Source organism: Ancylomarina euxina (assembly GCF_003863355.1).
Taxonomy (GTDB): domain Bacteria; phylum Bacteroidota; class Bacteroidia; order Bacteroidales; family Marinifilaceae; genus Ancylomarina; species Ancylomarina euxinus.
In genome coordinates this window covers 106,736-130,695 of the sequence record NZ_QQWG01000001.1, presented here as the reverse complement: position 1 = coordinate 130,695, position 23,960 = coordinate 106,736, and the positions used below count along the sequence as shown (strand labels likewise).

19 protein-coding genes are annotated in these 23,960 nt (G+C 36.4%); 7 read left to right on the top strand and 12 right to left on the bottom strand.

Annotation, left to right across the window (positions count from 1 at the left end; all coding sequences use genetic code 11):
• The first annotated feature begins 55 nt into the window (after nucleotides 1-55).
• Nucleotides 56-706, top strand: a complete 651-nt coding sequence (upp, locus tag DWB61_RS00530; RefSeq protein WP_125028858.1) for a uracil phosphoribosyltransferase — start codon at nucleotides 56-58, stop codon at nucleotides 704-706.
• A gap of 72 nt (nucleotides 707-778) precedes the next feature.
• Here the strand turns inward: upp and DWB61_RS00525 are convergent, their stop codons facing one another.
• Entirely contained in the window at nucleotides 779-2,437 is a 1,659-nt protein-coding gene (locus DWB61_RS00525; RefSeq protein ID WP_125028856.1) for a S41 family peptidase, read from the bottom strand.
• A 623-nt stretch (nucleotides 2,438-3,060) separates the two neighbouring features.
• Between DWB61_RS00525 and lpxK the strand changes: the two genes are divergently transcribed.
• The 3 genes from lpxK to DWB61_RS00510 all read left to right on the top strand — a co-directional run bounded on the left by lpxK (nucleotide 3,061) and on the right by DWB61_RS00510 (nucleotide 5,824).
• A complete protein-coding gene (gene lpxK / locus DWB61_RS00520) occupies nucleotides 3,061-4,158 on the top strand; it encodes a tetraacyldisaccharide 4'-kinase (protein ID WP_125028854.1) in 1,098 nt (365 codons plus the stop codon).
• A 199-nt stretch (nucleotides 4,159-4,357) separates the two neighbouring features.
• The gene (locus DWB61_RS00515; RefSeq protein ID WP_125028853.1) at nucleotides 4,358-5,176 is read left to right on the top strand and encodes a 2,3,4,5-tetrahydropyridine-2,6-dicarboxylate N-succinyltransferase; all 819 of its coding nucleotides are present in this window, start codon (nucleotides 4,358-4,360) and stop codon (nucleotides 5,174-5,176) included.
• A gap of 84 nt (nucleotides 5,177-5,260) precedes the next feature.
• Entirely contained in the window at nucleotides 5,261-5,824 is a 564-nt protein-coding gene (locus DWB61_RS00510) for an L-threonylcarbamoyladenylate synthase (RefSeq protein WP_125028851.1), read from the top strand.
• 78 nt (nucleotides 5,825-5,902) lie between these two features.
• On the opposite strand, the gene DWB61_RS00505 is transcribed toward DWB61_RS00510, so the two are convergent.
• From DWB61_RS00505 to DWB61_RS00480, 6 genes are all read right to left on the bottom strand, one after another.
• On the bottom strand, nucleotides 5,903-6,775 hold the full coding sequence (locus DWB61_RS00505; protein WP_125028849.1) for a diacylglycerol/lipid kinase family protein: 873 nt from the start codon (nucleotides 6,773-6,775) through the stop codon (nucleotides 5,903-5,905).
• Nucleotides 6,776-6,952: 177 nt separating this feature from the next.
• Entirely contained in the window at nucleotides 6,953-7,681 is a 729-nt protein-coding gene (locus DWB61_RS00500; protein WP_125028847.1) for a toxin-antitoxin system YwqK family antitoxin, read from the bottom strand.
• A 158-nt stretch (nucleotides 7,682-7,839) separates the two neighbouring features.
• The gene (locus tag DWB61_RS00495; protein WP_125028845.1) at nucleotides 7,840-8,760 is read right to left on the bottom strand and encodes a DUF58 domain-containing protein; all 921 of its coding nucleotides are present in this window, start codon (nucleotides 8,758-8,760) and stop codon (nucleotides 7,840-7,842) included.
• A gap of 125 nt (nucleotides 8,761-8,885) precedes the next feature.
• Entirely contained in the window at nucleotides 8,886-9,203 is a 318-nt protein-coding gene (trxA, locus tag DWB61_RS00490; protein WP_125028843.1) for a thioredoxin, read from the bottom strand.
• Nucleotides 9,204-9,298: 95 nt separating this feature from the next.
• Nucleotides 9,299-12,889, bottom strand: coding sequence for a DNA polymerase III subunit alpha (locus DWB61_RS00485; protein ID WP_125028841.1), 3,591 nt, complete (start codon nucleotides 12,887-12,889; stop codon nucleotides 9,299-9,301).
• Nucleotides 12,890-13,231: 342 nt separating this feature from the next.
• A complete protein-coding gene (locus DWB61_RS00480; protein ID WP_125028840.1) occupies nucleotides 13,232-15,421 on the bottom strand; it encodes a DUF748 domain-containing protein in 2,190 nt (729 codons plus the stop codon).
• 131 nt (nucleotides 15,422-15,552) lie between these two features.
• Between DWB61_RS00480 and DWB61_RS00475 the strand changes: the two genes are divergently transcribed.
• A complete protein-coding gene (locus tag DWB61_RS00475; RefSeq protein ID WP_125028838.1) occupies nucleotides 15,553-16,161 on the top strand; it encodes a transposase in 609 nt (202 codons plus the stop codon).
• 152 nt (nucleotides 16,162-16,313) lie between these two features.
• On the opposite strand, the gene DWB61_RS00470 is transcribed toward DWB61_RS00475, so the two are convergent.
• Nucleotides 16,314-17,078: an exodeoxyribonuclease III gene (locus tag DWB61_RS00470; protein WP_125028836.1), complete on the bottom strand. Its 765-nt coding sequence runs from the start codon at nucleotides 17,076-17,078 to the stop codon at nucleotides 16,314-16,316.
• A 242-nt stretch (nucleotides 17,079-17,320) separates the two neighbouring features.
• Between DWB61_RS00470 and DWB61_RS00465 the strand changes: the two genes are divergently transcribed.
• A complete protein-coding gene (locus tag DWB61_RS00465; protein WP_125028834.1) occupies nucleotides 17,321-18,112 on the top strand; it encodes a class I SAM-dependent methyltransferase in 792 nt (263 codons plus the stop codon).
• A 143-nt stretch (nucleotides 18,113-18,255) separates the two neighbouring features.
• Here the strand turns inward: DWB61_RS00465 and polA are convergent, their stop codons facing one another.
• The 4 genes from polA to DWB61_RS00445 form a co-directional block, all read right to left on the bottom strand.
• Complete coding sequence (polA, locus tag DWB61_RS00460) at nucleotides 18,256-21,051, bottom strand: DNA polymerase I (protein ID WP_125028832.1); 2,796 nt, start codon at nucleotides 21,049-21,051, stop codon at nucleotides 18,256-18,258.
• A gap of 90 nt (nucleotides 21,052-21,141) precedes the next feature.
• The gene (locus DWB61_RS00455) at nucleotides 21,142-21,717 is read right to left on the bottom strand and encodes an HD domain-containing protein (RefSeq protein WP_125028830.1); all 576 of its coding nucleotides are present in this window, start codon (nucleotides 21,715-21,717) and stop codon (nucleotides 21,142-21,144) included.
• Between the two features lie 80 nt (nucleotides 21,718-21,797).
• Nucleotides 21,798-22,244, bottom strand: coding sequence for a 6-pyruvoyl trahydropterin synthase family protein (locus tag DWB61_RS00450; protein ID WP_125028829.1), 447 nt, complete (start codon nucleotides 22,242-22,244; stop codon nucleotides 21,798-21,800).
• A 44-nt stretch (nucleotides 22,245-22,288) separates the two neighbouring features.
• Nucleotides 22,289-22,588: an ArsR/SmtB family transcription factor gene (locus tag DWB61_RS00445; protein WP_125028827.1), complete on the bottom strand. Its 300-nt coding sequence runs from the start codon at nucleotides 22,586-22,588 to the stop codon at nucleotides 22,289-22,291.
• A gap of 317 nt (nucleotides 22,589-22,905) precedes the next feature.
• Here DWB61_RS00445 and DWB61_RS00440 point away from each other — a divergent pair, with 317 nt between their 5' ends.
• Nucleotides 22,906-23,913 carry a phosphatase PAP2 family protein gene (locus tag DWB61_RS00440; protein ID WP_125028825.1) on the top strand — a complete coding sequence of 336 codons (1,008 nt, stop codon included), beginning with the start codon at nucleotides 22,906-22,908 and terminating at the stop codon, nucleotides 23,911-23,913.
• Nucleotides 23,914-23,960 lie beyond the last annotated feature (47 nt).

The window sequence follows — 23,960 nt, the reverse complement described above, 5'->3', positions numbered from 1 at the left end:
ATAATTCTATAGATATACTTACATTTGCGCTCAGCTAATTTTTAAATACGACATCATGGTGCATACTATTGGGGATAACAATTCCCTATTTAACCGATTCATAGCTGAAATCCGCGACGTAAATGTTCAAAATGATCCTTTACGATTCAGAAGAAACCTAGAAAGAGTAGGTGAAATCTTTGCTTACGAAATCAGCAAAACTTTTAATTACTCTGAAAAAGAGGTGCAAACTCCACTCGGAACTGCAAAGATGAATCTTGCTGAAGATGAAATCGTTGTTGCTTCTATCCTTAGAGCTGGTTTGCCATTACACAATGGTTTATTAAACTATTTCGACCGTTCAGAAAACGCTTTTATCTCTGCTTACCGAAAGTACAATGAAGCTGGTGAGTTCGAAATTAAGTTTGAATATATTTCAGCTCCATCTATCGATGGCAAAGTTGTTATTCTGGCTGATCCAATGTTGGCAACTGGTTCATCTATGGAACTAGCTTACAAGGCTCTGTTTACAAAGGGAACACCAAAACATGTTCATATTGTAGCTGTTATTGCAAGTGCTGAAGGAGTAGAATTTGTGAAAGAAAAACTTGCTGGCGAAAACATCACGCTTTGGATGGGTGCTGTAGATGCAGAATTAAATTCAAAATCATATATCGTTCCTGGTTGTGGTGATGCAGGTGATTTGGCTTTTGGAGCAAAACTTTAAGTATCGCATATAAACATATACGAAAAAAGACCTGCCAATAGCAGGTCTTTTTTTATATCTATATTCCAAAGCTTATTTTTTCAATATCTCCATATATTTCTTTTGATCTTTAAGAGTGGTCATTGCCTCTTTTAAAACCTTATCATCACGAAGAGCATACTTGATTCCACCTATCTGATAATGATATCGCTTAACGATTTCATGGGCGATAAGTGTCTTTATTTCCTCTTCAAACATTTTTAGATCTCTATCTAGGTTTGGAGTCAATTTAGAAGTAATATTATCAAACTCCTCTTTTGCTATCTTGAAGTATTTTTCTTCTTTTGCTGCTTTCTTTAGTGCCTCTAGAATCTCAGTACTTTCTGATTTATATTCGAATTTTTCAGCTTTCAAAAACTGCTTAAAATCCTCATAATCTTGATCTGATAATTCGAAAGAAGTCGCATCAGCAATTTCAGCATGCTTATTAGCAAAACTTGTCGCAAAATCAAAGATCTTATACTTTTGAATCAAGCCAACAGATAAACTACTAAATAAATCCATTTCAACATTCACATCGGGTAGGATACCTCCTCCATCACGAACTTTACGTCCATTCTTTGTTTTAAATTCACTAATCAAAGTATCAGGTACTTTTCCTACACTTCCATCTTCATTTCTATGACTATAATCCAAGGCTTGAATACATCTTCCACTTGGGATGTAATATTTAGCTGTCGTTACCTTTAACTTAGAATTATAGCTTAAGTTACGTGTTGTTTGCACTAAGCCCTTACCAAATGTACGTTGACCTACAACGATACCTCTATCTAAATCCTGAATGGCTCCAGAAACAATTTCTGATGCAGAAGCTGAACCTCTACTTACCAGAATTGCAATGGGAATCTGAGTGTCCACTGGCACTTTTTCAGCTTTATAAGACTTATCCCACTGGCTCACCTTCCCCTTAGTACTTACAATATTTTCACCCTGATCTACAAAAAGATTCACAATATCAACTGCCTGATCTAATAATCCACCTGGGTTTCCTCTTAAATCAAGAATAATTGACTTTGCTTTCTGCTCTTCAAGTTCACGTAAAGCATTTCTCACTTCACCTGCAGCTTTATTTGTAAATTGATTCAAGTTGATGTAACCAATAGAATCCTCAAGCATTCCATAATAAGGAACTGATTTCAGCTGAATCTCAGCACGAACAACTTCTTTTTCTATCAACTTACTGACACCTGGACGACGAACCTTAATGATAAGTGGCTTATTGGCTTGCCCTTTTAATAAATTACTAACGTCGCTAGTCTTTTTCTTATGGATTTTAATGCCATTAATTTCAACAAACACATCTCCAGCTTTCAATCCTGCCTTATCTGCCGGAAGATCTTTATAAGGTTCTGCAACAATTATGTCATCGCCATGTGCGCTAATCAATGAACCAATACCTGCGTACTCTCCAGTTGTCATCAATTTAAAATCTTCAATCTCCGACTCTGGAATATAGGTTGTATATGGATCAAGTGATAATAGCATTGCATCCATACTTTTCTTTATTAGATCACCAGAATCAATCTCATCAACATAGAACATATTAAGCTCTCTGAAAAGCGTATGATATATGTTTAAATTCTTACTGATTTCGAAATTCTTTTCGTCCCTGTCGAATCCATAAAAGACACCACTACAAAACAATAGAGCAGCCAATAGTATCAGGATTCCTTTCTTCTTAAATATCTTCATATTTCGAGATTTGAATTTATAGATTTCTAAAATTAGAATACTGGTGTTTAAACAATTGAAAACTTGATAAAATCAATTTTGAGAGAAAGTCCCAAACACCTAATTCCACAGCTATAGAGAGAGCTGTAAGTCAAAGATAGGAAATATGATTTAAGCTTCAGGCTTTTATTAACATTTATTAATGAAGCCTAATTATGATGAGAAAAAAATTAAACGATTCAGAAGGCAAATCAATTTAAACCACTCATTATATGACTTTTAAAACTCTTTATGCAAACATAAAAAAATATAAATTTTCTACGATTAAATATAAATACCCGAAACTCGTATTATTAAAGGGTTCATATAAGTATACCCTCCCTTTAAAACACATAAAAGCCCAACTTTCAGACAATTATATTTTTTTTATTCATTTTTATTATTTAACTTTTCTATAGAATTAGATAAAAATCTAGTTCATTGGGTTAGTAATTATTAACTCCTTTCTTGTTCGGATGTTAATAACGGTTAGTGGTTACAAAGCGATGAAGTTTCTTCATCGCTTTGGTACTTTATGACAGTCAAGATCATTTTTCGCAAGAAATAATTAATTTTAGAGCAAAATAATCCTGATAAATTAATCTATGCGCAGACTTCTGTCTTATTTTAAATTCTTGCTTTTCCCTTTTACACTCATCTATGCAAGTATTCTATCTCTTCGAAACTTCATGTTCGATAGGGGTTATTTAAAGTCAACTTCTTTCGACTTGCCCATTATTTCGGTTGGAAATATCTCGGTGGGTGGCACAGGAAAGACTCCTCATACTGAATACTTAATTAAGCTTCTACAAGATAAATACCACTTAGCAAGCTTAAGCAGAGGTTATAAACGTGAATCAAAAGGTTTTGTTTTAGCTAATGCAAACTCGAACTCATACGATTTGGGTGATGAACCCATGCAAATGAATCGTAAATTTCCTAAACTGAATGTGGCCGTAGATGCAGATAGAGTCAATGGTGTTCAAGAATTACTCGCTTCAGAAAAGGGACTCAAGCTGGATTGTATCTTACTTGATGATGCTTATCAGCACAGATATATAAAACCAGGTTTGTCTATTCTTTTAATTGATTACAATCGTCCAATTGCTACGGATTTGGTGATGCCAATGGGACGATTAAGAGAAAGAGCTGCAGGTAAGAAAAGAGCAGACATCATCATTATGAGCAAATGTCCAATTGATTTAAGCGATTCAGAAGCAAAAAAACTAAAAAAGAGTATTAATCCACTGCCTCATCAAGAATTGTACTTCACGAGCCTTGATTATGCTCCTGCCGAAGCCGTTTTTAACACATCTAACAAGCTGGTTAACTTGAATACCATAGAGAAGGAATTCTTAGGAGTCTTATTAGTAACTGGTATTGCAAACCCTGCCCCTTTAAGAAATCACCTAAAGTCACTTTGTGATGAATTCAAGGAAATTAAGTTTCCAGACCATTATACTTTCAAAGACAAAGATATTGAACGAATCGAGACCTCGTTTATCAACTTAAAATCTGAGAATAAGATCATCATCACAACCGAAAAGGATGCGGTTCGTTTTCTTGATATGAAGATCGAATCAAAAGTATTGAAAGATAACATGGCCTATATTCCCCTACAAATCAAATTTCAGGATCAAACAAATGTTCAATTCGATCAACACATTCATGATTTTGTAAAAAATTTTAAACACAATCACTAAGCTAATCTGCATCAATAAAAGCTTGCATCTTTAAAAATGAGCGTACGCAAACTTTGAATTAATCAAATAAATCAAAAGTCTTTCTTAGCTTTGTCTCAATTAATCAAAATTAAGACAAGTTCTTAGGCTCTAATGTTCTACAAAACCAAGTATAACATGATTAAGTCATTATCGAGTCGAAGCTGTAAAACAAGTAAACATGTACGAAAATTTAAAGCAAAGTATTGAAGCTGCCTGGGAAGATAGAAGTCTTCTTAAGAGCGCTGATGTTCAGGGAAATATTAACGAAGTTATCGAACTTCTTGACAAAGGGGTTCTTAGAACTGCTGAGCCAATTGAAAATGGATGGCAAGTTAACGAATGGGTTAAGAAAGCTGTTATTCTTTATTTCCCTATTCGTAAAATGGAAACTATTGAAGTTGGTCCTTTCGAGTTTCACGATAAAATGGCTCTTAAAACCAATTATGCAGAACTAGGTGTTCGTGTCGTTCCTCATGCTGTGGCACGTTACGGCGCTTTTATTGCTCGTGATGTTGTGATGATGCCTTCCTATGTTAATATTGGTGCTTATGTCGATCAAGGAACCATGGTTGATACATGGGCAACAGTTGGCTCTTGTGCACAAATTGGAAAGCATGTTCACCTAAGTGGTGGTGTTGGTATTGGGGGCGTTTTAGAACCAATTCAGGCAGCTCCGGTTATTATTGAAGACAATTGTTTCATTGGTTCGCGTTGTATTGTTGTAGAAGGTGTGCACCTTGAAAAAGAAGTTGTATTAGGGGCAAATGTTGTTTTAACCAAATCAACTAAAATTATTGATGTTACTGGTGAAGAACCAGTTGAGTATGATGGTTTTATTCCTGCTCGTTCAGTTGTGATTCCTGGTACAAGAACAAAGAAATTCCCTGCTGGTGAATATCAGGTTCCTTGCGCATTGATCATCGGTAAGCGTAAAGCATCAACCGATCTAAAAACATCACTAAATGACGCTCTGCGTGAGTACAACGTTGCCGTTTAACTCTAAAAATACTTAAAGTATTTAAAGTTCAAAGACCTAAAGTTATTAGACTTTAGTCACTTATTAAGTACTTAAAACTTTATTATGCATAACGATATAAAAAAAGCTTTGGAGGTTCTTAAAAATGGTGGAATCATCCTTTATCCTACAGATACAATTTGGGGAATTGGCTGTGATGCAACCAATGAAGAAGCTGTTAAGCGCGTCTATGAGATTAAGAAACGTGAGGATTCAAAGTCCATGTTGGTACTTATGGAGAATCCTAATCGCTTAAACTCATACGTTGATGAAGTTCCTGAAATTGCTTTAGATCTAATTGATGTCACGGATAAACCCATGACTATCATTTATTCTAATGCTAAAAATTTAGCCAAAAACCTGATTAATTCTGATGGCAGTATTGGAATTAGAATTACAGAGGAAGCCTTTACTCAACAGTTGATTCAGCGTTTTCGTAAACCTATTGTTTCGACCTCTGCAAATATCAGCGGTGATGCTCCTGCTCAGAACTTCTCTGAAATTAATCAGGCTATCATCGATGCTGTTGATTATGTCGTTGAATATCGTCAGGATGATATGACAAAAGCACAGGCATCTAGTATTATTAAAATTGGTGCCGATTGGGGAGTTCAAGTTATTCGGGAATAAGCCCAAGAATATTCCATTAAACAGAAACAAGCCCTTAACTCAATTGAGTTAAGGGCTTGTTCTATTTTAGTATAGAGTTTAGTCCATTTTAATTAGTTTGATTTGCTGCTTTTTTAAAGAAACCTTTAAATCTTCAGTCATCAATCTAGGCTCACCATCAACGTGATAAGTTTTTGAATTTGACTTAATAAGCAACTCACTGGCTCTAATATAAGTCATGTATTTGGAGTTCTTAAACTTACCGGTAAACATTTTATATACAACAATGGGAGCTAAAATCAATGGGTACTTCTTCATCAATACCACCTCGAGCAAACCATCATCATATTTAGCTTCGGGAGCAATAATGGCATTGTTACCAAACTGTCTGGTATTAGCCAAATAGACACCCCAAAAATCGCCTGTTACTTTAACTTGTCCAAGGAACAATTCCACAGAAATTGGTTTGTATGAAAATAAGCCTTTTATGGTGCAGTAAATGTACTTCTTAAGACCACGAAACTTGCTCCCATCAAAGAGTGAGGCTACATAACTATCGAAACCTAACCCCGCTACATTTATTGAGTAATCATCGTTAATCTCGGTTATATCTACCTTCCGAACTTCCCCTCTTAACATCTTTGAAATCAGGTTTTCAACATTGCTCGTAAAACCAAGCTCACGAGCAAAACCATTCCCCGAACCATTAGGTAAAACAGCAAGAATAATGTTTTCTTTTGCAACTAAATGTTTAAGTGTGCAATTCACACTACCATCGCCACCACAAATTACAACCACTTTATAATTATCAACTCTTTCAGCCCAAAGTTCATTAAATTCTTCAAGGCTTTGAGTCAAAACATAGTCAATTTTATGACCATTACTCTTCAGTTGTTTGATAATAGCATCTGGCTTTTGTGAGCCTGAATTCGGGTTGATTACAAAAAGGATATCACTAGCTTCAATCTGCATTGGGGTTCTTTCTATTGTTTGTAATACTCTATCTTTAAAATATATTAAGAAAGAGCTTTATTAATTGACTACCAAGCTCCAAAAATAGAAGATTTTTTCATTATGAGAATCTTAATTTTTGTTATAAGAAATCTAAGACTTGAAATCAAGGGCTAATGGTCAAATCAAAAACCTAAATTATTTGTTCCTGATATTAATTTCTTTTTGAACAACATAAATATTACTGCATGATGTTCTATACTTAGCAACGACATTCACAACCGTATCTAGAATTTGACCTTTAGAGAAGAAAAAATCTACCTGACCCGATCCTTTTTCGGCAGATATCACGTTAGCTCTAATAGGAATGTATTTGTTTTGAACCAAAGGTGTAATATAAAACTCCACATTTTTAGAGTAGTTATTCAAAAACAGTTTCAAATTGACTCGATCAGCACGTACGAATTGCTGGCATTCAATTGAAGGAAAAATCTTTCGCAAACTACCATTACGTTTGTATTCTTTTAAACCAATACCAGGTTCTCCCCTTTTGTAAGGTGTTTCGGCCCATAGCCTGCCATTGGGGTAAAATTTCTTTTGAATCCCATCCTTTTTATCATTCAGATAAGGTGTTAAGGCATAAACCTGACCATTCTTATGGTACTTTTTTGCAATCCCATGTAATTCATCACCAACATAATAAACCTCATCACTTAATTCCCCTGAATCATAATAAACGCGTGCCACTCCTTCTCTAATTCCATTCTTATAAAAGGTTTCGGATCTAAGCTTATTCCTGCTATTATACTTTTTCACCCAACCATCTAACACTTCTCCTTCATTATTAGTCACTACAGTTTCACTTGTTTTTTTTAAATCACAAGCAAATAATAATAAAATCGAGAGTAAAAAGAGAAGTTGTTTCATTTTATCAAATCGGTTATTCCATAAAAATAAATAAAGCTAGTGAATAATAAAATTTAGCGACAGAATAATAACTTATCAATAATGGAAATAGGCTTATTCGAAATAGATCTGAACTAGTAAAACTAGAATACGGTTCAAATACAATAGTCTTAATGGACTCACCTCAGTTTTTTACGCTTGATTAAATAGGCTTGTAAAACATCTTTAAAAGGTTTACGAATATCAGCCTCAACAAAATCGATAGCAAATTGAGAACAAAGGAGTTTCATCTCATCATAAAATGCTGTTTGCTTTTGGGTAAATGCTTCTCTCACCTCTGAAGGGTTCAATTTTAAAGTCTCGCCCGTTTCCATATCAATAAACTTTGAAGGACGATTGGCAAAATTGAATTGATTTTCCAGATCATGATCGGTTACAGCAAATAGGACGACTTCATGCTTATTGTAGCGTAAATGCTGCAAGGCTTCCAAAATTTCCTGAGGGCTGTCATCTCCCATTAAATCAGAAAAAATAACGATTAAGGAACGCTTATGTATAGCCTCGGCTAAATGATGCAGATTTTCAGAGAACCTCGTATTCTTATTTAAAGTAAGGTTTTCTTTATTGTAAATCTTTAATAACTTGGCATACAATCGATGAGCATGTGTTAAGGATAATTTTGCCGGAGTTAGAAGTTCTATTCTATCCGAAAAAGTCGTTAAGCCAACCGCATCGCGTTGATTGCGCAAAAGATGAATCAAAGCTGCTGAACAAAGCACTGAAAAAGCCATTTTAGAGACTTTCTTATCCTGATAAGGGAAAAGCATAGACGACGATGTATCGATCGCCAAATACGCTCTCAGGTTAGTTTCCTCTTCGAATTGCTTGACAAAAAGCTTGTCACTTCTGGCGTATAGTTTCCAATCGACATGTTTGGTTGATTCTCCTTTATTATACAAACGATGCTCAGCAAACTCAACCGAAAAACCATGGTAAGGGCTACGATGCAAGCCAAGAAGAAACCCCTCAACAATTTGCTTAGCCATCAGCTCTAAATTATCAAAAGCTTCAAATTCTATTAAATCAGATAATTGTTTCATAGTATAGCATGCAAAATAGAAATAAACAGAACAGTAATTTGTCTGGTAAACTCTTCAAATTTGACAAAAAAAAGGCATAGAATTAAATTCTATGCCTTAAATATGATAACAATGTTTACTAGTTACTAAAGCAAAGCATTCATTTTTTCAGCTATAGCTGTTTTTGGTACAGCACCTACTTGCTTGTCAACAACCTCACCATTTTTTAAGAAAATAATGGTAGGAATGTTACGAATTCCAAATTTAGCAGCAGTTGCAGGACTTGAGTCAACATCAACTTTAGTTACTACAAATTTGCCTTCGAAATCCTGAGCTAATTCATCTACGATTGGTCCAACCATTCTACATGGTCCACACCACTCAGCCCAAAAATCAACCAATACAGGCATATCAGACTTTAAAACAATCTCCTCGAAATTAGTATCATCTACTTTAATAGTCATGGTTTTTTTTATTTTTTGGTTTATATGCGCTAGATATTTCCGAAAGAAACATTCATATCTAGCTATCTAAGAATGTTAATTTTTAATGACGCAATTTAGTTAATTTTGAATTCAATTTCAGAATTATTTTTAAAATATTCTATCAAATCAGTAGAAAGTTTTACTTTACAGCTTCTTGAGAACATCTTCAACTTCATTTTTCCTTCATCAACAATGACAAAATTCAATAATAAATTTCCCTTATTATCCTCATGAGTCAAACAATTTTCCATCTCGTTTACGATCTCCTGAGTCAGGCTCATAACAGGAATTGTAAGGGTAATACGCTTCACCTTTTGCTCTAACACATCTGAAAGTAAGCCAATTGACTTTATTTTATATTCTAACTCAGCAGAATCTTTAGGCCAAGATCGTTGTTGAACACGTCCATTTATATAAACAGAGAGACCTTCAACAAAATAATTGTTAAACTCCACAAAGTCTTTCCCAAAGAAAGGCAATTCGTATGAGTCCGTAAAATCTTCAATGTTAACAATTGCAAAAGGGTTTCCTGTACGCGTTATTCCTCTTCGAATTGCGGTTACCATACCGGCAATATTAATGTCTTTATCTTTAAACTGAAGCATATCAGTAGAAAGCTCAGATAATGAAGCATTACAAAATGAATCAATCTCCAAGCGGTAATCATCAAGCGGATGAGCTGAAAGGTAAATTCCAATTAGAGCCTTTTCCTTATTCAAACGTTCAAGTTTATTCCATTCGCCTGAGCTTGGCACTTTGGGTGGCGTTACAACATAGTCTTCTACCCCACCAAAAAGTGTCTGTTGAGCCATGGCTTTTTCTGATTGTAGCTTATTCCCATATTTGGATAAAAGCTCAATAAAAGGCGTCTCAAACTCATCGCATGCAAAATACTGGCTTCTATTGAGTTCAAAACTGTCGAAACCACCCGACATGGCAAGATTTTCAAGCGTTCGTTTGTTAACGGTTCTTAAGCTCACCCGCTCTACAAAGTCAAAAATATCCTTGAATTCGCCATTCTTTCTTTCCCTAATAATGTCTTCTACGGCAGCTTCGCCAACACCTTTAACAGCGGCCATTCCAAAACGAACAGCTCCTTCTTTATTTACAGTAAATCGAAGGTAAGATTCATTTACATCTGGACCAAGCACGGGTAAACGCATACGCTTACATTCATCCATAAAAATGGTTACCTTTTCAATATCGGAAAGGTTACGGCTTAAAACTGCCGCCATAAATTCCGCAGGATGGTGCGCTTTTAAATATCCTGTCTGATAGGCTATATAGGCATAACAAACCGAGTGAGACTTATTAAAAGCGTATTGAGCAAAAGCCTCCCAGTCCAACCAAATTTTATCGATCAGATCCTCTGCTTTTTCTATTTTTCGTGTGACTTCTTTATCATCGGCGACCTTCATCTTAAAGGTTTTACCTTTACCTTTCACTTCTTTTTCAAAGCCTTCCATAAATTCCTCATTGGCCAAACAGCCTTCGATAAATTTAACTTTCAACTTATCCATTTCAGCAATTTTCTTCTTACCCATTGCCTTACGCAATGAATCTGACATACCACGAGTGAATCCCCCCAGTGCTCTCGACTGGAGCATTACCTGCTCCTGATAAACCGTAATCCCATAGGTATCCTTCAGATATTTCTCCATAATAGGATGGTCATAGACAATCTCCTCGACCCCATGCTTACGATTCACAAAGTTGGGAATGTATTGCATTGGACCCGGACGATAAAGGGCATTCATAGCCACCAAGTCTTCAAAACGGTTAGGTTTCAGACCTTTCAAGTGCTTTTTCATTCCTGGTGACTCAAACTGGAAGATCCCAGTTGTTTCACCATGAGAGAAGAGCTCGAATGTTTTCTCATCATCAATTGGAATTGTATCGATATCAATATCAATGCCTTTTGAAAGTTTCACATTGGCCAGAGTATCCTTGATGATAGACAAGGTTTTCAGACCTAGGAAGTCCATTTTAAGCATCCCAACATCCTCTACAAATCGGCCATCATACTGAGTAATCAAAAGATTTACACCTTTCACTTTCATGATAGGAATGTGCTCAGTCAGTTTATCACGACCAATCAGAATACCACAAGCATGCACTCCTGTCTGACGAACAGAACCCTCTAGATGTTCTGCAAAACCAAGTGTTTGTGATATGAGTTGATCATCTGAAGTTCTTTCTCGCTCAAGTTCTGGTTCTTCCTTAAAAGCTTTTGCCAGGCTCACCTTGGGCCCATCAGGAACCAGTTTAGCTAAACGATTGGCCTCAGAAAGTGGCAATTTTAGAACACGCGCCACATCCTTAATGGATGATTTGGCTGCCATAGTTCCAAAAGTTACGATGTGTGACACTTTTTCGTGTCCATATTTTTCAGTTACCCAATCCAAGACCTGCTGACGTCCATCGTCATCAAAGTCGATGTCGACATCGGGCATGGAAATACGATCAGGATTTAAGAAACGCTCAAACAGCAAATCATATTTAATCGGGTCAATATTGGTAATTTTAATGCAATAAGCGACTGCAGATCCAGCTGCTGAACCACGACCAGGCCCTACTATCACATTCATCTCACGAGCTGCCTTGATAAAGTCCCATGTGATTAGGAAATAACCAGGGAATCCCATCTTTTTAATGGTCTCCAACTCAAAATCCAATCGTTCAATTATATCATTGGGAAGATCTTTCCCCCAACGTTCGTAAGCTCCTTCATAAGCCAGATGGCGCAAGAAAACGTCAGCATCATCAAAACCATCAGGAAGTGGGAAATCGGGCATTAATGGAGGAACATTTAACTTATAATTTTCAACCTTATCCGCAATTTCCTGAGTATTAGCAATGGCTTCCGGAATATCAGCAAAGAGTTCACTCATTTGAGCAGTCGTTTTAAGAAATTCCTGCTTGGTGTAGCGCATCCGAGTCGGATCATCCAAATCTTTGCCGGTATTCAAACAAATGAGCAAATCATGTGCATCAGCATCTTCTTCATTCAAAAAATGAGAATCATTGGTCGCAATCACTTTCACTTCATGCTTTTGGGATAACTCTAGAATCTTCTTATTACACAACTCTTGATTATCGTATATGTCGGCATTCTTAACAGGATCATTCGTTTTGTGACGCATGATCTCCAAATAATAATCTTCGCCAAACAGATTCTTATACCAGGAAATCGTTTCATCCAATTCTGCCCAACGCTCATTCATAATGTGCTGAGGTACTTCACCCCCCAAACAGGCTGTCGATATAATCAGACCTTCATGATGTTTCTCAAGTAATTCTCTATCGATACGAGGTTTATAATAAAACCCATCGACATAACCTAAAGAAGCCAAACGCATTAAATTATGATATCCCTCCTTATTTTTAGCCAAAATAATCAGATGATATCCCGATCTATCCTGTCTTTCACTCTTATCAAAACGTGAACGTCGCGCCACATAAGCTTCAATTCCCAAAATAGGTTTTATTCCACTGGAAGTGGCCGCGGCATGAAACTCCTTAATCCCGAACATATTTCCATGATCAGTAAGAGCAATAGCGGGCATGCCATCTTCCTTAGCCTTATCGATCATACGCTTAATTTTAGAAGCACCATCGAGAATGGAATATTGAGAGTGAACGTGTAAGTGTGTGAATTTGGTCATCGATACGAATTATTGAAATTATAGAATACAAGTGAATGAATAGGCTATCAAATCATTACAAAATCAACGCACAAAGCCTATTTATCAGATCGTATTCCGACAAATTTAGTCTTTTCTTCGGTTATTTTTCAGCCAAAATGATTGAAAATATTAAACATCTCATAGAAGCCCTAAACAGACTGAATCGTATCAACAAAACAAATTCACATAAAGACAAAATTTGAAGAATGCACAGAATTGAAACGTTCTATTTTGCTATAAACTTAGCTCTGCATTAATGGCGAATCAAATTCGCCAATTCCTTAAGCCCAGATAAAAAATCTGGAGTAGCAAAAGAGCACTTTATTTTAATGAAACCTCTACTCTATAATTAGGCGACTTTAACTGTTCAGGCATGTTTCTTAAATCGGCAGTTTTAACCTTAAATGAGGTTGGTTCTAGTTGTAAACTATCTCTCATATAAGCTTGCAAGGCTATGTTTCTCGCGTTTAATAGACTTGTGAATTGCTGATTTAGTTCATTCTCCCCAATGAGTTTAATACAACTAGCTTCCAAGCTTTCTGCATTGTCAAAATTCCCAATGCTTTTCAAATAATTTATAAAATCCAAATTAGCTAATGCCCAAGCTGGAATCTGATCATCTGAAACAACAGGATAAGTCATATCATTTGCGTTACAATAGTTTTTAACTGAGTTTTTAATTGCAAGCAATTCCTTTTCTTTCTGAAGGTTGGTTTGCTGAATAAATGAGAAACTCAGCTCTTTTTTCTTAGATAATATGGTCGCAATCCTAGTCAAATTCTTCATCTGAACTGCATCCAAACTATCCTGAAGGAAATGGAAGGGAATGGTTTTGATACTCTCAGGATTACCTCCTGCCAAATTACCAAGAATATTGAAAGGTTGACTAGCTGTTTTAATCAGAAAATTCATTAAAGTTTTCCAAATAATCTTCCCAAGTCTAAAGTCTGGGCTCGATGGATTTCCCGATACGGGTAAGTCGAATGCAATCAAATCGTTTTTATCTTTCAAAAGGTAAAGGGCTAAACGAACAGGTGCTTTTATGGTATTCTGATCCTCTGTTTTGTCTCCAAAATCCAATTCCGAAATGCGAATATTGTTCTCATTCTTAAGCTTGGAATTCGTCATCTCAATACTGGTTTTATAATTAAATTCCCCTTGTGTGATTGGACGAGCAATATAAAACTCTGTGTAAGGCGAAAAGCTCATCATTTCCAGATTCTCTACATGAGTTTTAAAAGAAACCGACATCAAATCTTTCAAACTAAAGATTCCCTCACCTGACGAGCGACCTGAGCCATGTAAATTCATTGAGTATGATAGAGGAATTGAGTCTGCTTTCTCAGATAATGTTCCCATTTTTATATCAATCGCTTTCAGGTCGTAAACGAAGGGACGATTTAAGGTATTATCCTTAAAATTCATTAAACCATTCGTCACCGTAATACTTTTAACCTGATAAAATAGATTTGATACCGTATCAATTTGAGTGGTAATGGTATCAACAGCCAAAGAATCTGCTTGCATCATAGGGCTAAGCAATCTTTCAAAATTTGTTGAAGCAGAATCCAAACTGGCATATATTTCAGGTGAATCGATATGAATTGCTCCTATTTCGAAATAAGAGGTCCCAATATTCAATGAATCCAAGTCCACATCAACCGTTTTAGCAGCAAAAAGCTTCTTCTTATCGGCATCCTTCATCTCAAAGTTTACTAAATTGGTCTGACCCGAAACAATCAAATCCATAGGTTTATCCATATTCCCCTTTAATTGAATACTTGTATTTAATTGACCCGAAATAGACGATATATTGATATAATCTGCCAAATACGCCTTTATGGGATCCAAATCAATGGCCTGCATAGCCAAATCAACAGCATAAAGATTCTTAGCGTGATCCACATCAGCATTCACTCGAACCTTCCCCTTATTGCCCATGGCAAACTCCACGCCCATTTCCGATTTCTCATTATTCCAGGCGATCAGAGGCAATTCCAAATCCATCTTCTCAAACTCAATAGTGTTCTTCTTTAATACATCGGTATAACGAAAGTTCCCATTCTTAAAATTGATGTTTTTTATAGAAAACTTTAAATCTTTTTTCTCCGTCGGTTCTTCAACAATAGAATCCTGAACTGGAATCATACTATCGAAATTAAAACCTAAACTGTCCCGAATAATTTTCACATCCAAACCATCAAGGTATATCTCAGAACAAGCATACTCGCCCACCAACAAATTCCATGGCGAATAATTCACATAGAGCTCGTTAAACGCAACAAAACTTCTCGTTTTATCAGCTTCAAACAAATTAAATCCCTTAATTCTTAATGCTATCTGAGCATAATTAAAATGCAATTCCGATATCTCAAGTTTACGCCCTACAAGCTCTTCAGAGTTTTTAACCACCCAATATTTAACCATTGTGGAAAGAAAAAAGAAAAGAATAAAAAGGAAGGACAAAATTGCAATGAGGATCTTTTTTCCCTTAGATAGATTGTATTTCATGATTGAATTTTCGAGTCAGTTTAAAGATAACAGAATACAAAGTTAAAGAATAAAGCTTATCCTGTAAAGATAAATATCTTGAAAAATTCTGATTTTTATTAACTTAGATAAATCGAACTAATCCTTTTAGAATGCAAGAATACAGTCGTCGATCAATTCGATTGAAAAATTACGATTATTCACAAGAGGGCAAGTATTTTATCACCATTTGTTGTCAGGATAGAACCTGCCTGTTTGGCAAAATAGATAAAGGCGAAATGATATTGAATGAGGCGGGTAAAATGATCGAAAGCGAATGGTTGGCATTAAAAAGTCGGTTCCCCAATATAGTATTAGACGAATTTGTCGTGATGCCCAACCATTTTCATGGGATATTGGGTATCGTTGATAAAAACGCGGTTGTCCCAACGAATAATAACGTAGAGACGCCACTCGCGGGCGTCCAAAATAATAAAACGGGGAAACCGGATATAGGGCAACCGCAAGGGTCTGCCCCAACCGGGATTACCCCAACGATAAAAACCAACCCGACCGTAGGAAATATTATAGGGGCGTTTAAATCGATAACCAGCGTCGAATATATTAAGGGGATAGAAACCAAAAATTGGAATCAATTCAAGAAACGATTATGGCAGCGGAATTACTGGGAACACATCATCCGAAACGACGGGGCATTTGATAGGATATCAGAATACATTCAGAATAATCCACGAAAGTGGAATGAGGATAAATTAAATTAATATCATTGGAATAGCAAAAGCCGTCAGAATCAATATTCTGGCGGCTTTTATAATATTACTCCTGCGAATTTACAATCTGCAGGTATCGAGTTAGAGATTGCAAATCCGGGCTAGCAAGCTTGCATTTTTTGATGATTCGCAATCACTAATCACTAATGGTCAATTTCAACCACCACAGGACAATGATCCGAATGCACTACATCGGCAAGAATTGAAGCGCCTTTTAGCTTCTCTCGCAAGCTTTCGCTCACCATATGATAATCGATGCGCCAGCCCAGATTTTTACCACGAGAACCCGCTCTGTAGCTCCACCACGAATATTTGTCGGCCGACTGATCAAAAACTCTGAAACTGTCGATAAATCCTGAGGCGATAAATTCAGAAACCCATTCCCTTTCTTCAGGTAAGAAACCCGATACGCCTTTCTTTTTCTCAGGTTTATTGATATCAATTGGCTTGTGACAAATATTGTAGTCACCAGCAATGATCAGGTTTGGAATCTCCTTTTTCAATTCCTGAATATAGCCATGGAAGTAGTTCAGCCAATTCATTTTATAATCCTGACGAATACCTCCCGTTGTTCCAGAAGGATGATAGGTTGACATCACTGAAAAACCATCGAAATCGGCACGGATAGCACGTCCTTCCACGTCGAATTCCTCATTATCAACACCAATATAAATATTATTCGGTTTGATTTTAGTCAGAATACCCACACCTGAGTAACCCTTCTTCACTGCTGAATGCCAATAGCAATGGTAACCCAGCTCCTCAAAAAGATGAGACTCGATTTGCTCTGGCTGCGCCTTGGTTTCCTGAATGCATAGAATATCTGGATTTTCGGCCTTTAACCAGCCTACTAAATCTTTACTAAGTGCGGCACGTATGCCATTTAAGTTATAGGATATAATCTTCATAATCGGATGATAATTTTATCAGACAAAGCCCATTTTGAACCTCATATTGAATTTACAAAAGCTAAAAGTAAGAAAAATAGATCGAGATCGAAATACAAATAAGTATTAAGAATAAGACCTTAAATTTTAGCATAGATTTCGATTATCAGTTATCGCTGAGCATAGTAGAGATATTGCCTTGGAAAACCACAAACTCACTCCTTCATTAATTCATAATCAGCTTTCTTTACTTTCTTTGTGAGATGAAGTCAAATCAATACGAAATGATTCTTGATGCCATAGAAAAAATGGGCATCTCTAAAACGGATATCGCCAGAAAGCATACTTCTGCTTACGATGAATTTCATGTACGTGGAAGAGCAGTAAGTGAAGAACTTTTTTTCCAAATAGAACTGATAAATGATTCTCAAGTCTTGGATTTGGGGTGTGGCTTGGGTGGTACTTGTCGAATGCTTGCTGAGAAATACGATTGCATGGTTCATGGAATTGACTATTCTGAACAACATATCAGTACAGCGAAATCTCTATCAAAACTGACTGGTTTCGAAGCCAAAACTGAGTTTATTCAAGCTGATGCCACACAAATGCCCTACTCTTCTGATCATTTTGATTTGGTCATCACACAACATGTACAAATGTGCATAGCTGATAAGGATAAACTCTACTCAGAAGTTGAGCGAGTACTAAAAAAAGGGGGCCATTTTATCTACTACGATGTGCTTAAAAAAAGTGATGAAGCCCCGACCTTTCCCCAGCCTTGGGTGGATAATAAAGTGTACAGTTTCCTGATTTCGTCTCACGAATTAGAAAATAAACTTTGTTCACTCGGCTTCAAAAAAATCGCATCAGAAGACCAAAGTCAAAAAGGCTTAAACTTCCTGACTAACTTTTTAACTCAAGCAGAAGAGAAACCAGCCATACTCACTGGTCAGAAAATCCTAATGGGCGACAATTCCATTGAGAAAATCACGAATCTTTATCAAGCCTTAAAAGATGGAATTATTGGTTTGGAAAGTGGGACTTATGAATTATAAATTTAGAATTATAAGTTATGAATAAGATAATCTGAGAGAATATCTTCTGACTTTTTGACCTTTAGGACTTTTCGACTCTAAATGAAAAAAGTGGTGCATGCATCAAGCAAACACCACTTTGGTATTTTATTTATTTAGAAGGATCAATGAGCTTCGAGCCAGTTCTCTCCTACTCCCATTTCTACGGTTAATGGAACGCTAATTTTAACTGCATTTTCCATTTCTTCACGAAGAATGCCTTTCATTTGATCAAGTTCAGATTTTAAGCAATCAAAGTTCAATTCATCATGTACCTGAATCAGCATTTTAGACTTCATACCTTCAGCTTTCATACGATTACTGATACCAATCATCGCCAACTTAATCACATCAGCTGCAGAGCCCTGTACCGGTGCGTTAATGGCATTACGCTCAGCAATCGATTTCATCATACCATTGCTTGAGTTGATGTCTTTTAGATAACGACGACGCCCTTTAATAGTCATCACATATTCACTCTCGCGCGCATCATTAATTGATTTATCCATAAAGGCTTTAACGCCTGGATAAGATTCAAAATAACCATCGATTAAAGCCTTACCTTCCTTACGTGATATTCCAAGATTCTCAGCCAAACCAAAAGCTGAGATACCATAAATAATACCAAAGTTTGCAGATTTGGCCTGTGAACGCATGTCGCTAGTCACCTCCTCAATGGGAAGTTTAAATATCTTAGCCGCTGTGGCCTGATGGAAATCGGCAGCGAGATTAAAGGCATCAATCATGGCCTGATCCTGACTCATATGCGCCATTAGACGCAACTCAACCTGAGAATAGTCAGCCGAAAGGAAAACATGGTTTTCATCAGATGGAATAAAAGCCTTTCGAACGTAACGGCCTTGGGGCGTACGAATCGGAATATTCTGAATATTCGGATTTATAGAACTTAAACGACCAGTTGCAGCTTCAGCTTGCTTAAAGGATGTATGAATTCGTCCCGATTTCTCATTAATATAAGTTGGCAGAGCTTCCACATAGGTTGAAATCAGTTTTTTCAATCCACGGAAAATCAGAATTTTTCCAATAATAGGATGTTTGTCTGTCAGCTTGCTTAGCACTTGCTCCGAAGTAGAATACTGCCCCGATTTGGTTTTCTTGGCCTTAGGATCGAGTGCCATTTTCTCAAAAAGAACCTCACCCAATTGCTTAGGCGAAGCCACATTGAATTCCTGACCAGCCATCTCAATAATTTCTTTCTCAATGCCATTCACTTCGATATTCAATTCAACGGCGTAGGCTTTAAGCATAGGCACGTCAATTTTCACACCCGTGAACTCCATATCGGATAGAATCAACAAAAGCGGCATTTCCATATTATAGAACAAATCCAAAAGTCCCGTATCTGTCAATTCATTTTCCAGGGCTTCAACCAATTCTAGATTAACTAAAGTCTCTTCGCAATATGTATCGTGCTTGATCGGTTCGGGTTCCAACATCAGACTCAGCTGAGCTTGCTTCTTCTTCTCAGGCTTCTCCTCTTCCATTAATTTGTAATGGATCGTGTTTTCGGTAATATTCGCCAAATCATGTTTTAATTCAGGTTGAATTAAATAATGAGCAATCATAGTATCGAAAATCGCACCTTTCAATTCTACACCGCACCAGCGCAAAGCCAAAATATCACGTTTGATGTCGTGAGCAATTTTCAGAATTTTTTCATCTTCAAAAATGAATTTGAATTCCTGAGCCACTTTTTTTGCTCCAGCAGCATCCTGTGGAAATGGAACGAAAAAAGAACGGTTATTTTTGAAAGCAAAGGCTAATCCTAGAATTTGTGACTGATTGGGATCAACATCACTCAAAACGGTTCTAAATGAGAAGGATTTTTGCACACATAAATCGGCTCTCAAATCTGCTCTAACTGCCGCATTATCAAGCACAAAAAACTGAGAATTAAGATCTTTAAGCTCTCTAAGAATAACTTCTTTCTCTTCTATCGTGCTCTTACCCATAGATTTCGCACTGTGAGATGAGACCATATCGATATTTTCTATCGATTTGTTATTTGCATTTAGTAAAACCCTTTCCCTCAAAGAGAAGAACTCCAATTCAAGAAAAACACGTCCCAGAACGTCTTCGTCAATATCTATTAATCTGAATTTTTCTTCAACATAATCGATAGGCACATCCAATGCGATTTGAGTTAAAACTTTCGAAAATCGTACTTGCTCTTCTGAATTCACGATATTTTCTTTCTGCTTCCCTTTCAGCTTATCGGTATTTTCATAAATCCCATCGATAGATTTAAAAGTAGCCAACAACTTCTGAGCTGTTTTGGGACCAATACCTGGACAGCCTGGAATATTATCGGCAGAGTCGCCCATCAACCCCAAATAATCAACAATCTGCTCTGGCGTTTCAAGGCCAAAATTGGCTAGAATTTCCGGGACACCTAAAACTTCCGTTTCGTTTCCCGATCGACCTGGCTTATACATGAAAATATTCTCACTCACCAATTGGGCATAATCCTTATCAGGCGTCATCATATAAACAGTGAATCCCTGCTTCTCAGCTTTCTTGGCCAAAGTTCCAATCACATCATCTGCCTCATAGCCTTCAACCTCAATTTCAGGAATGTTAAAGCCTTTAATAATTTGTTTGATATAGGGAAGCGAATTTCTTAAATCATCTGGCATGGGTGGTCTATGAGCCTTATACTCTTTAAACATTTCGTGACGAAAGGTTTTACCTGCCGGGTCGAAAACAACGGCAATATGAGAAGGCTTTTCTTTCTCAAGTACATTCAAAAGCGTATTGGTAAAACCCAACATCGCCGATGAATTAATTCCCGTTGAAGTATAACGTGGATTCTTGATAAAAGCGTAATAAGACCTGTAGATCAAAGCAAAAGCATCAAGTAAAAATAGCTTTTTCTTAGGATTACTGTGTGATGAGTACATATTTTGTATGTGTGTTAATGACTACCTATTCTCTATTAAGACCAACAAAAGTACGAGAATTATTTTGAGGCTTCGTTTTGAGCAGAAATATTATTGAATCTCTTTTAACCAGTCTTCAATCTCTTGAAGAATCAAATTTTGTTTTAATTCTTTTCTGCAGAATTGACTTGCAAACAGAACAAGTTTTTTAGAATTTGATAATTCTAAATCTGCAGCACAAAAGTTACCAAATCGAAAAGCATCAAGAGTTAAAGCATCTTTCAAAATTCTAAATGAGAAAATGGCTTCATCCTTATCTTCTATCTGATATTGATTCATTTGATTAGGCATATCATCGATACTCAAAGTATGGCTCTCAATTAAAAATCGGCACAAATCGTGCTGAAAACTTTCTTTTCCTAAGAACTTCTTCTCTCTTATTTTGTTATAGGATTTAAGTCCTGGGGTCTGCCCCATCAGTTTTTCTCCTCGACCAATATCCAGAACCAAGGCGCTGAATTTGAGTGCTTGACGAAGTTCATCACTAATCTTTTCAAAGTCGCAAATTTTATGAACCAACTTAAAAACTCGATAGGCGTGCTCAATGCCATATATCCCCTTTGGGAAAAGTGCGAGTAAAGGATTAATAGGTTTTATCTGATCGAAATTAAAAGGGCCTGCAATCATCTTGAAATAAATATTAAAAAAAACGGGTACAAAAAAGTCCGGTTTTGTACCGGACTTCAATTTATATATTTTCTTTCGAATTAGTTATCCTCTGCAAACCATTCAGCAAAAGAAGTTGCTGTCTCGTGCAGTTTTAAAGAATGTAAACTCACATCTACTGGTAATCGCTTCATGATTCGCCCAGCAAAGTCAGCAATCATATTCTCACAAGTTGGTTGATAATCGAAAACAAAGAATCTTTCAAACATCTGAGGAATATTAAGTTGCTCGAGCATGGGTGTTTTATCACTTAAAACAACAGCATGATCCAATTTATCTACAATCTCAACATTCACGATTCTTTTCAAATCGCCGAAATCCATAACCATCCCAAGTTTAGGATTATTTTCATCGGCAATCGGTTCGCCAATTACAGTTACATATAAGATATAGGAATGTCCGTGAATATTTTTACACAAGCCATCGTAATTCCATAGCGCGTGCGCCATCTCGAATCGAAACTCTTTAGTTAGTCTAACTTTTGCCATTCTTTAAATCATAAAAAAAACCAGGATTATCTGGTTTTTAATTTCTATCCATGTGTACAATTGCTGATACAATCAACAATATTACTTAAACTACAGTGTTTTAGGAAATAATAAGTATTCTTTCCTTCACGTTTTGATTGTAAAACGCCCTTATCTTTAAGAATACCTAAATGATGTGAAGTTGTTGATTGTTCAATATTCAACAACTCATGTATCTCAGTGACCGTTAGCTTCTTACCATCATCAAGATAGCCTAAAATTGCAATTCTCATTGGATGAGCAATTGCCTTTAGCATATTGGCTGCTTGTTCTAATTTTTCTGGTTCTAATTCACTAATTTTCATACACTAAACTTAAACTTGTATCTAATAACTATGCAAATATATAAATATATTCCGTTAAGAAAGAACAGTCTCATATCGAAATAGTTAAATTTGTTACTTTGATCCTAATTTATGGGTATTCTGAATAGGATTTCAACTAAAATGTGTTGTATAATACTTTTTATCATGATTCTGTTATCTAGTTTTAAAAGATATATTTTGAGGTTTGAACTTATTTAATATCCTTCTCGATAGAAATATATCTATATTAGATTCTAGAATTTTTCCGTACCCATTACCATACATCTATATTCCAGAATACTATTTGCGAGAAAGCTATGAGAATTGTTTTTGCCCTATTACTATGTCTTAGTTCCTACATGAGCTTGGCTCAAAACTACAGAGTTAAAGATTTTGATCTCCCTTTTAAGAATCCATACGCTAATCGTGATTCCATGGTTTATGAAGTAGGTGACAATCTTAAACTCACCTATTATAAACCCCGGCTTACTGACATTTTCGTCAATTTCGCTCGTGATATGCGTGATTTCAGTCATGTAATTACACGAAAAGAAACGCTGCCCTGGATGGCAGGTATTGCTGGAACGACGGCACTTATGGTTGTTTCAGACAGACAAACACTGAATACTAATCATGATTTCATGAATTCCATAGGAATAGATGGAGAAAAAAAATATGGAAAATCAATTAAGCTTGGGGGGGCCGAAGTTCTTCAAATCCCTAATAATTTGAACACTTTTCTCTATATGATTGGAGAAGGACTTCCCAGCATTCTGATTGGGGGTGGATTCTATATAAAAGGAATGACAAGCAAGGACTACAGAGCCTTGCAAACGGCAAATCAGTTGATGGAAGAATTTCTTTCAATGGGCGTTACCTGTCAGCTAATCAAGCATGCAACCGGACGACAGAGCCCTTGGCGAGCCTCCTCAGGAACAGGACGCTGGGATTTGTTTCCCAACCAGAAAGATTATATGAAAAATGTATCCAACTACGACGCTTTCCCCTCTGGTCACATGGCAACCATGATGTGTACTGTTACTATTCTCTCATCAAATTATCCTGAATACAAACTGATTAAGCCTATTGGTTATGGTATTATGGGAGCTGTTGGTCTGGCTATGATGCACAACGAAGTACACTGGTTAAGTGATTATCCATTGGCAATTGGCATTGGTTATGCTATGGGGAAAATCATCTCGCAACGTGGTCGAAGAGTGGAATATAAGAATAATAAATACTCTGAATTCCTTAATAAAATTTCGGTATATCCTAGCTATTTCAGCTCGAAGTCATTTGGAGTAAAATTGGTATATCATATTTAAAATGTGAGAGCCTGTAGTTATTCTATTTCTTTTAAAGACTTCGACAT

Coding starts and splice junctions, on each gene's coding strand:
- upp (WP_125028858.1), top strand. CDS start 56: ATGGTGCATACTATTGGGGATAACAATTCCCTATTTAACCGATTCATA.
- DWB61_RS00525 (WP_125028856.1), bottom strand. CDS start 2,437: ATGAAGATATTTAAGAAGAAAGGAATCCTGATACTATTGGCTGCTCTA.
- lpxK (WP_125028854.1), top strand. CDS start 3,061: ATGCGCAGACTTCTGTCTTATTTTAAATTCTTGCTTTTCCCTTTTACA.
- DWB61_RS00515 (WP_125028853.1), top strand. CDS start 4,358: ATGTACGAAAATTTAAAGCAAAGTATTGAAGCTGCCTGGGAAGATAGA.
- DWB61_RS00510 (WP_125028851.1), top strand. CDS start 5,261: ATGCATAACGATATAAAAAAAGCTTTGGAGGTTCTTAAAAATGGTGGA.
- DWB61_RS00505 (WP_125028849.1), bottom strand. CDS start 6,775: ATGCAGATTGAAGCTAGTGATATCCTTTTTGTAATCAACCCGAATTCA.
- DWB61_RS00500 (WP_125028847.1), bottom strand. CDS start 7,681: ATGAAACAACTTCTCTTTTTACTCTCGATTTTATTATTATTTGCTTGT.
- DWB61_RS00495 (WP_125028845.1), bottom strand. CDS start 8,760: ATGAAACAATTATCTGATTTAATAGAATTTGAAGCTTTTGATAATTTA.
- trxA (WP_125028843.1), bottom strand. CDS start 9,203: ATGACTATTAAAGTAGATGATACTAATTTCGAGGAGATTGTTTTAAAG.
- DWB61_RS00485 (WP_125028841.1), bottom strand. CDS start 12,889: ATGACCAAATTCACACACTTACACGTTCACTCTCAATATTCCATTCTC.
- DWB61_RS00480 (WP_125028840.1), bottom strand. CDS start 15,421: ATGAAATACAATCTATCTAAGGGAAAAAAGATCCTCATTGCAATTTTG.
- DWB61_RS00475 (WP_125028838.1), top strand. CDS start 15,553: ATGCAAGAATACAGTCGTCGATCAATTCGATTGAAAAATTACGATTAT.
- DWB61_RS00470 (WP_125028836.1), bottom strand. CDS start 17,078: ATGAAGATTATATCCTATAACTTAAATGGCATACGTGCCGCACTTAGT.
- DWB61_RS00465 (WP_125028834.1), top strand. CDS start 17,321: ATGAAGTCAAATCAATACGAAATGATTCTTGATGCCATAGAAAAAATG.
- polA (WP_125028832.1), bottom strand. CDS start 21,051: ATGTACTCATCACACAGTAATCCTAAGAAAAAGCTATTTTTACTTGAT.
- DWB61_RS00455 (WP_125028830.1), bottom strand. CDS start 21,717: ATGATTGCAGGCCCTTTTAATTTCGATCAGATAAAACCTATTAATCCT.
- DWB61_RS00450 (WP_125028829.1), bottom strand. CDS start 22,244: ATGGCAAAAGTTAGACTAACTAAAGAGTTTCGATTCGAGATGGCGCAC.
- DWB61_RS00445 (WP_125028827.1), bottom strand. CDS start 22,588: ATGAAAATTAGTGAATTAGAACCAGAAAAATTAGAACAAGCAGCCAAT.
- DWB61_RS00440 (WP_125028825.1), top strand. CDS start 22,906: ATGAGAATTGTTTTTGCCCTATTACTATGTCTTAGTTCCTACATGAGC.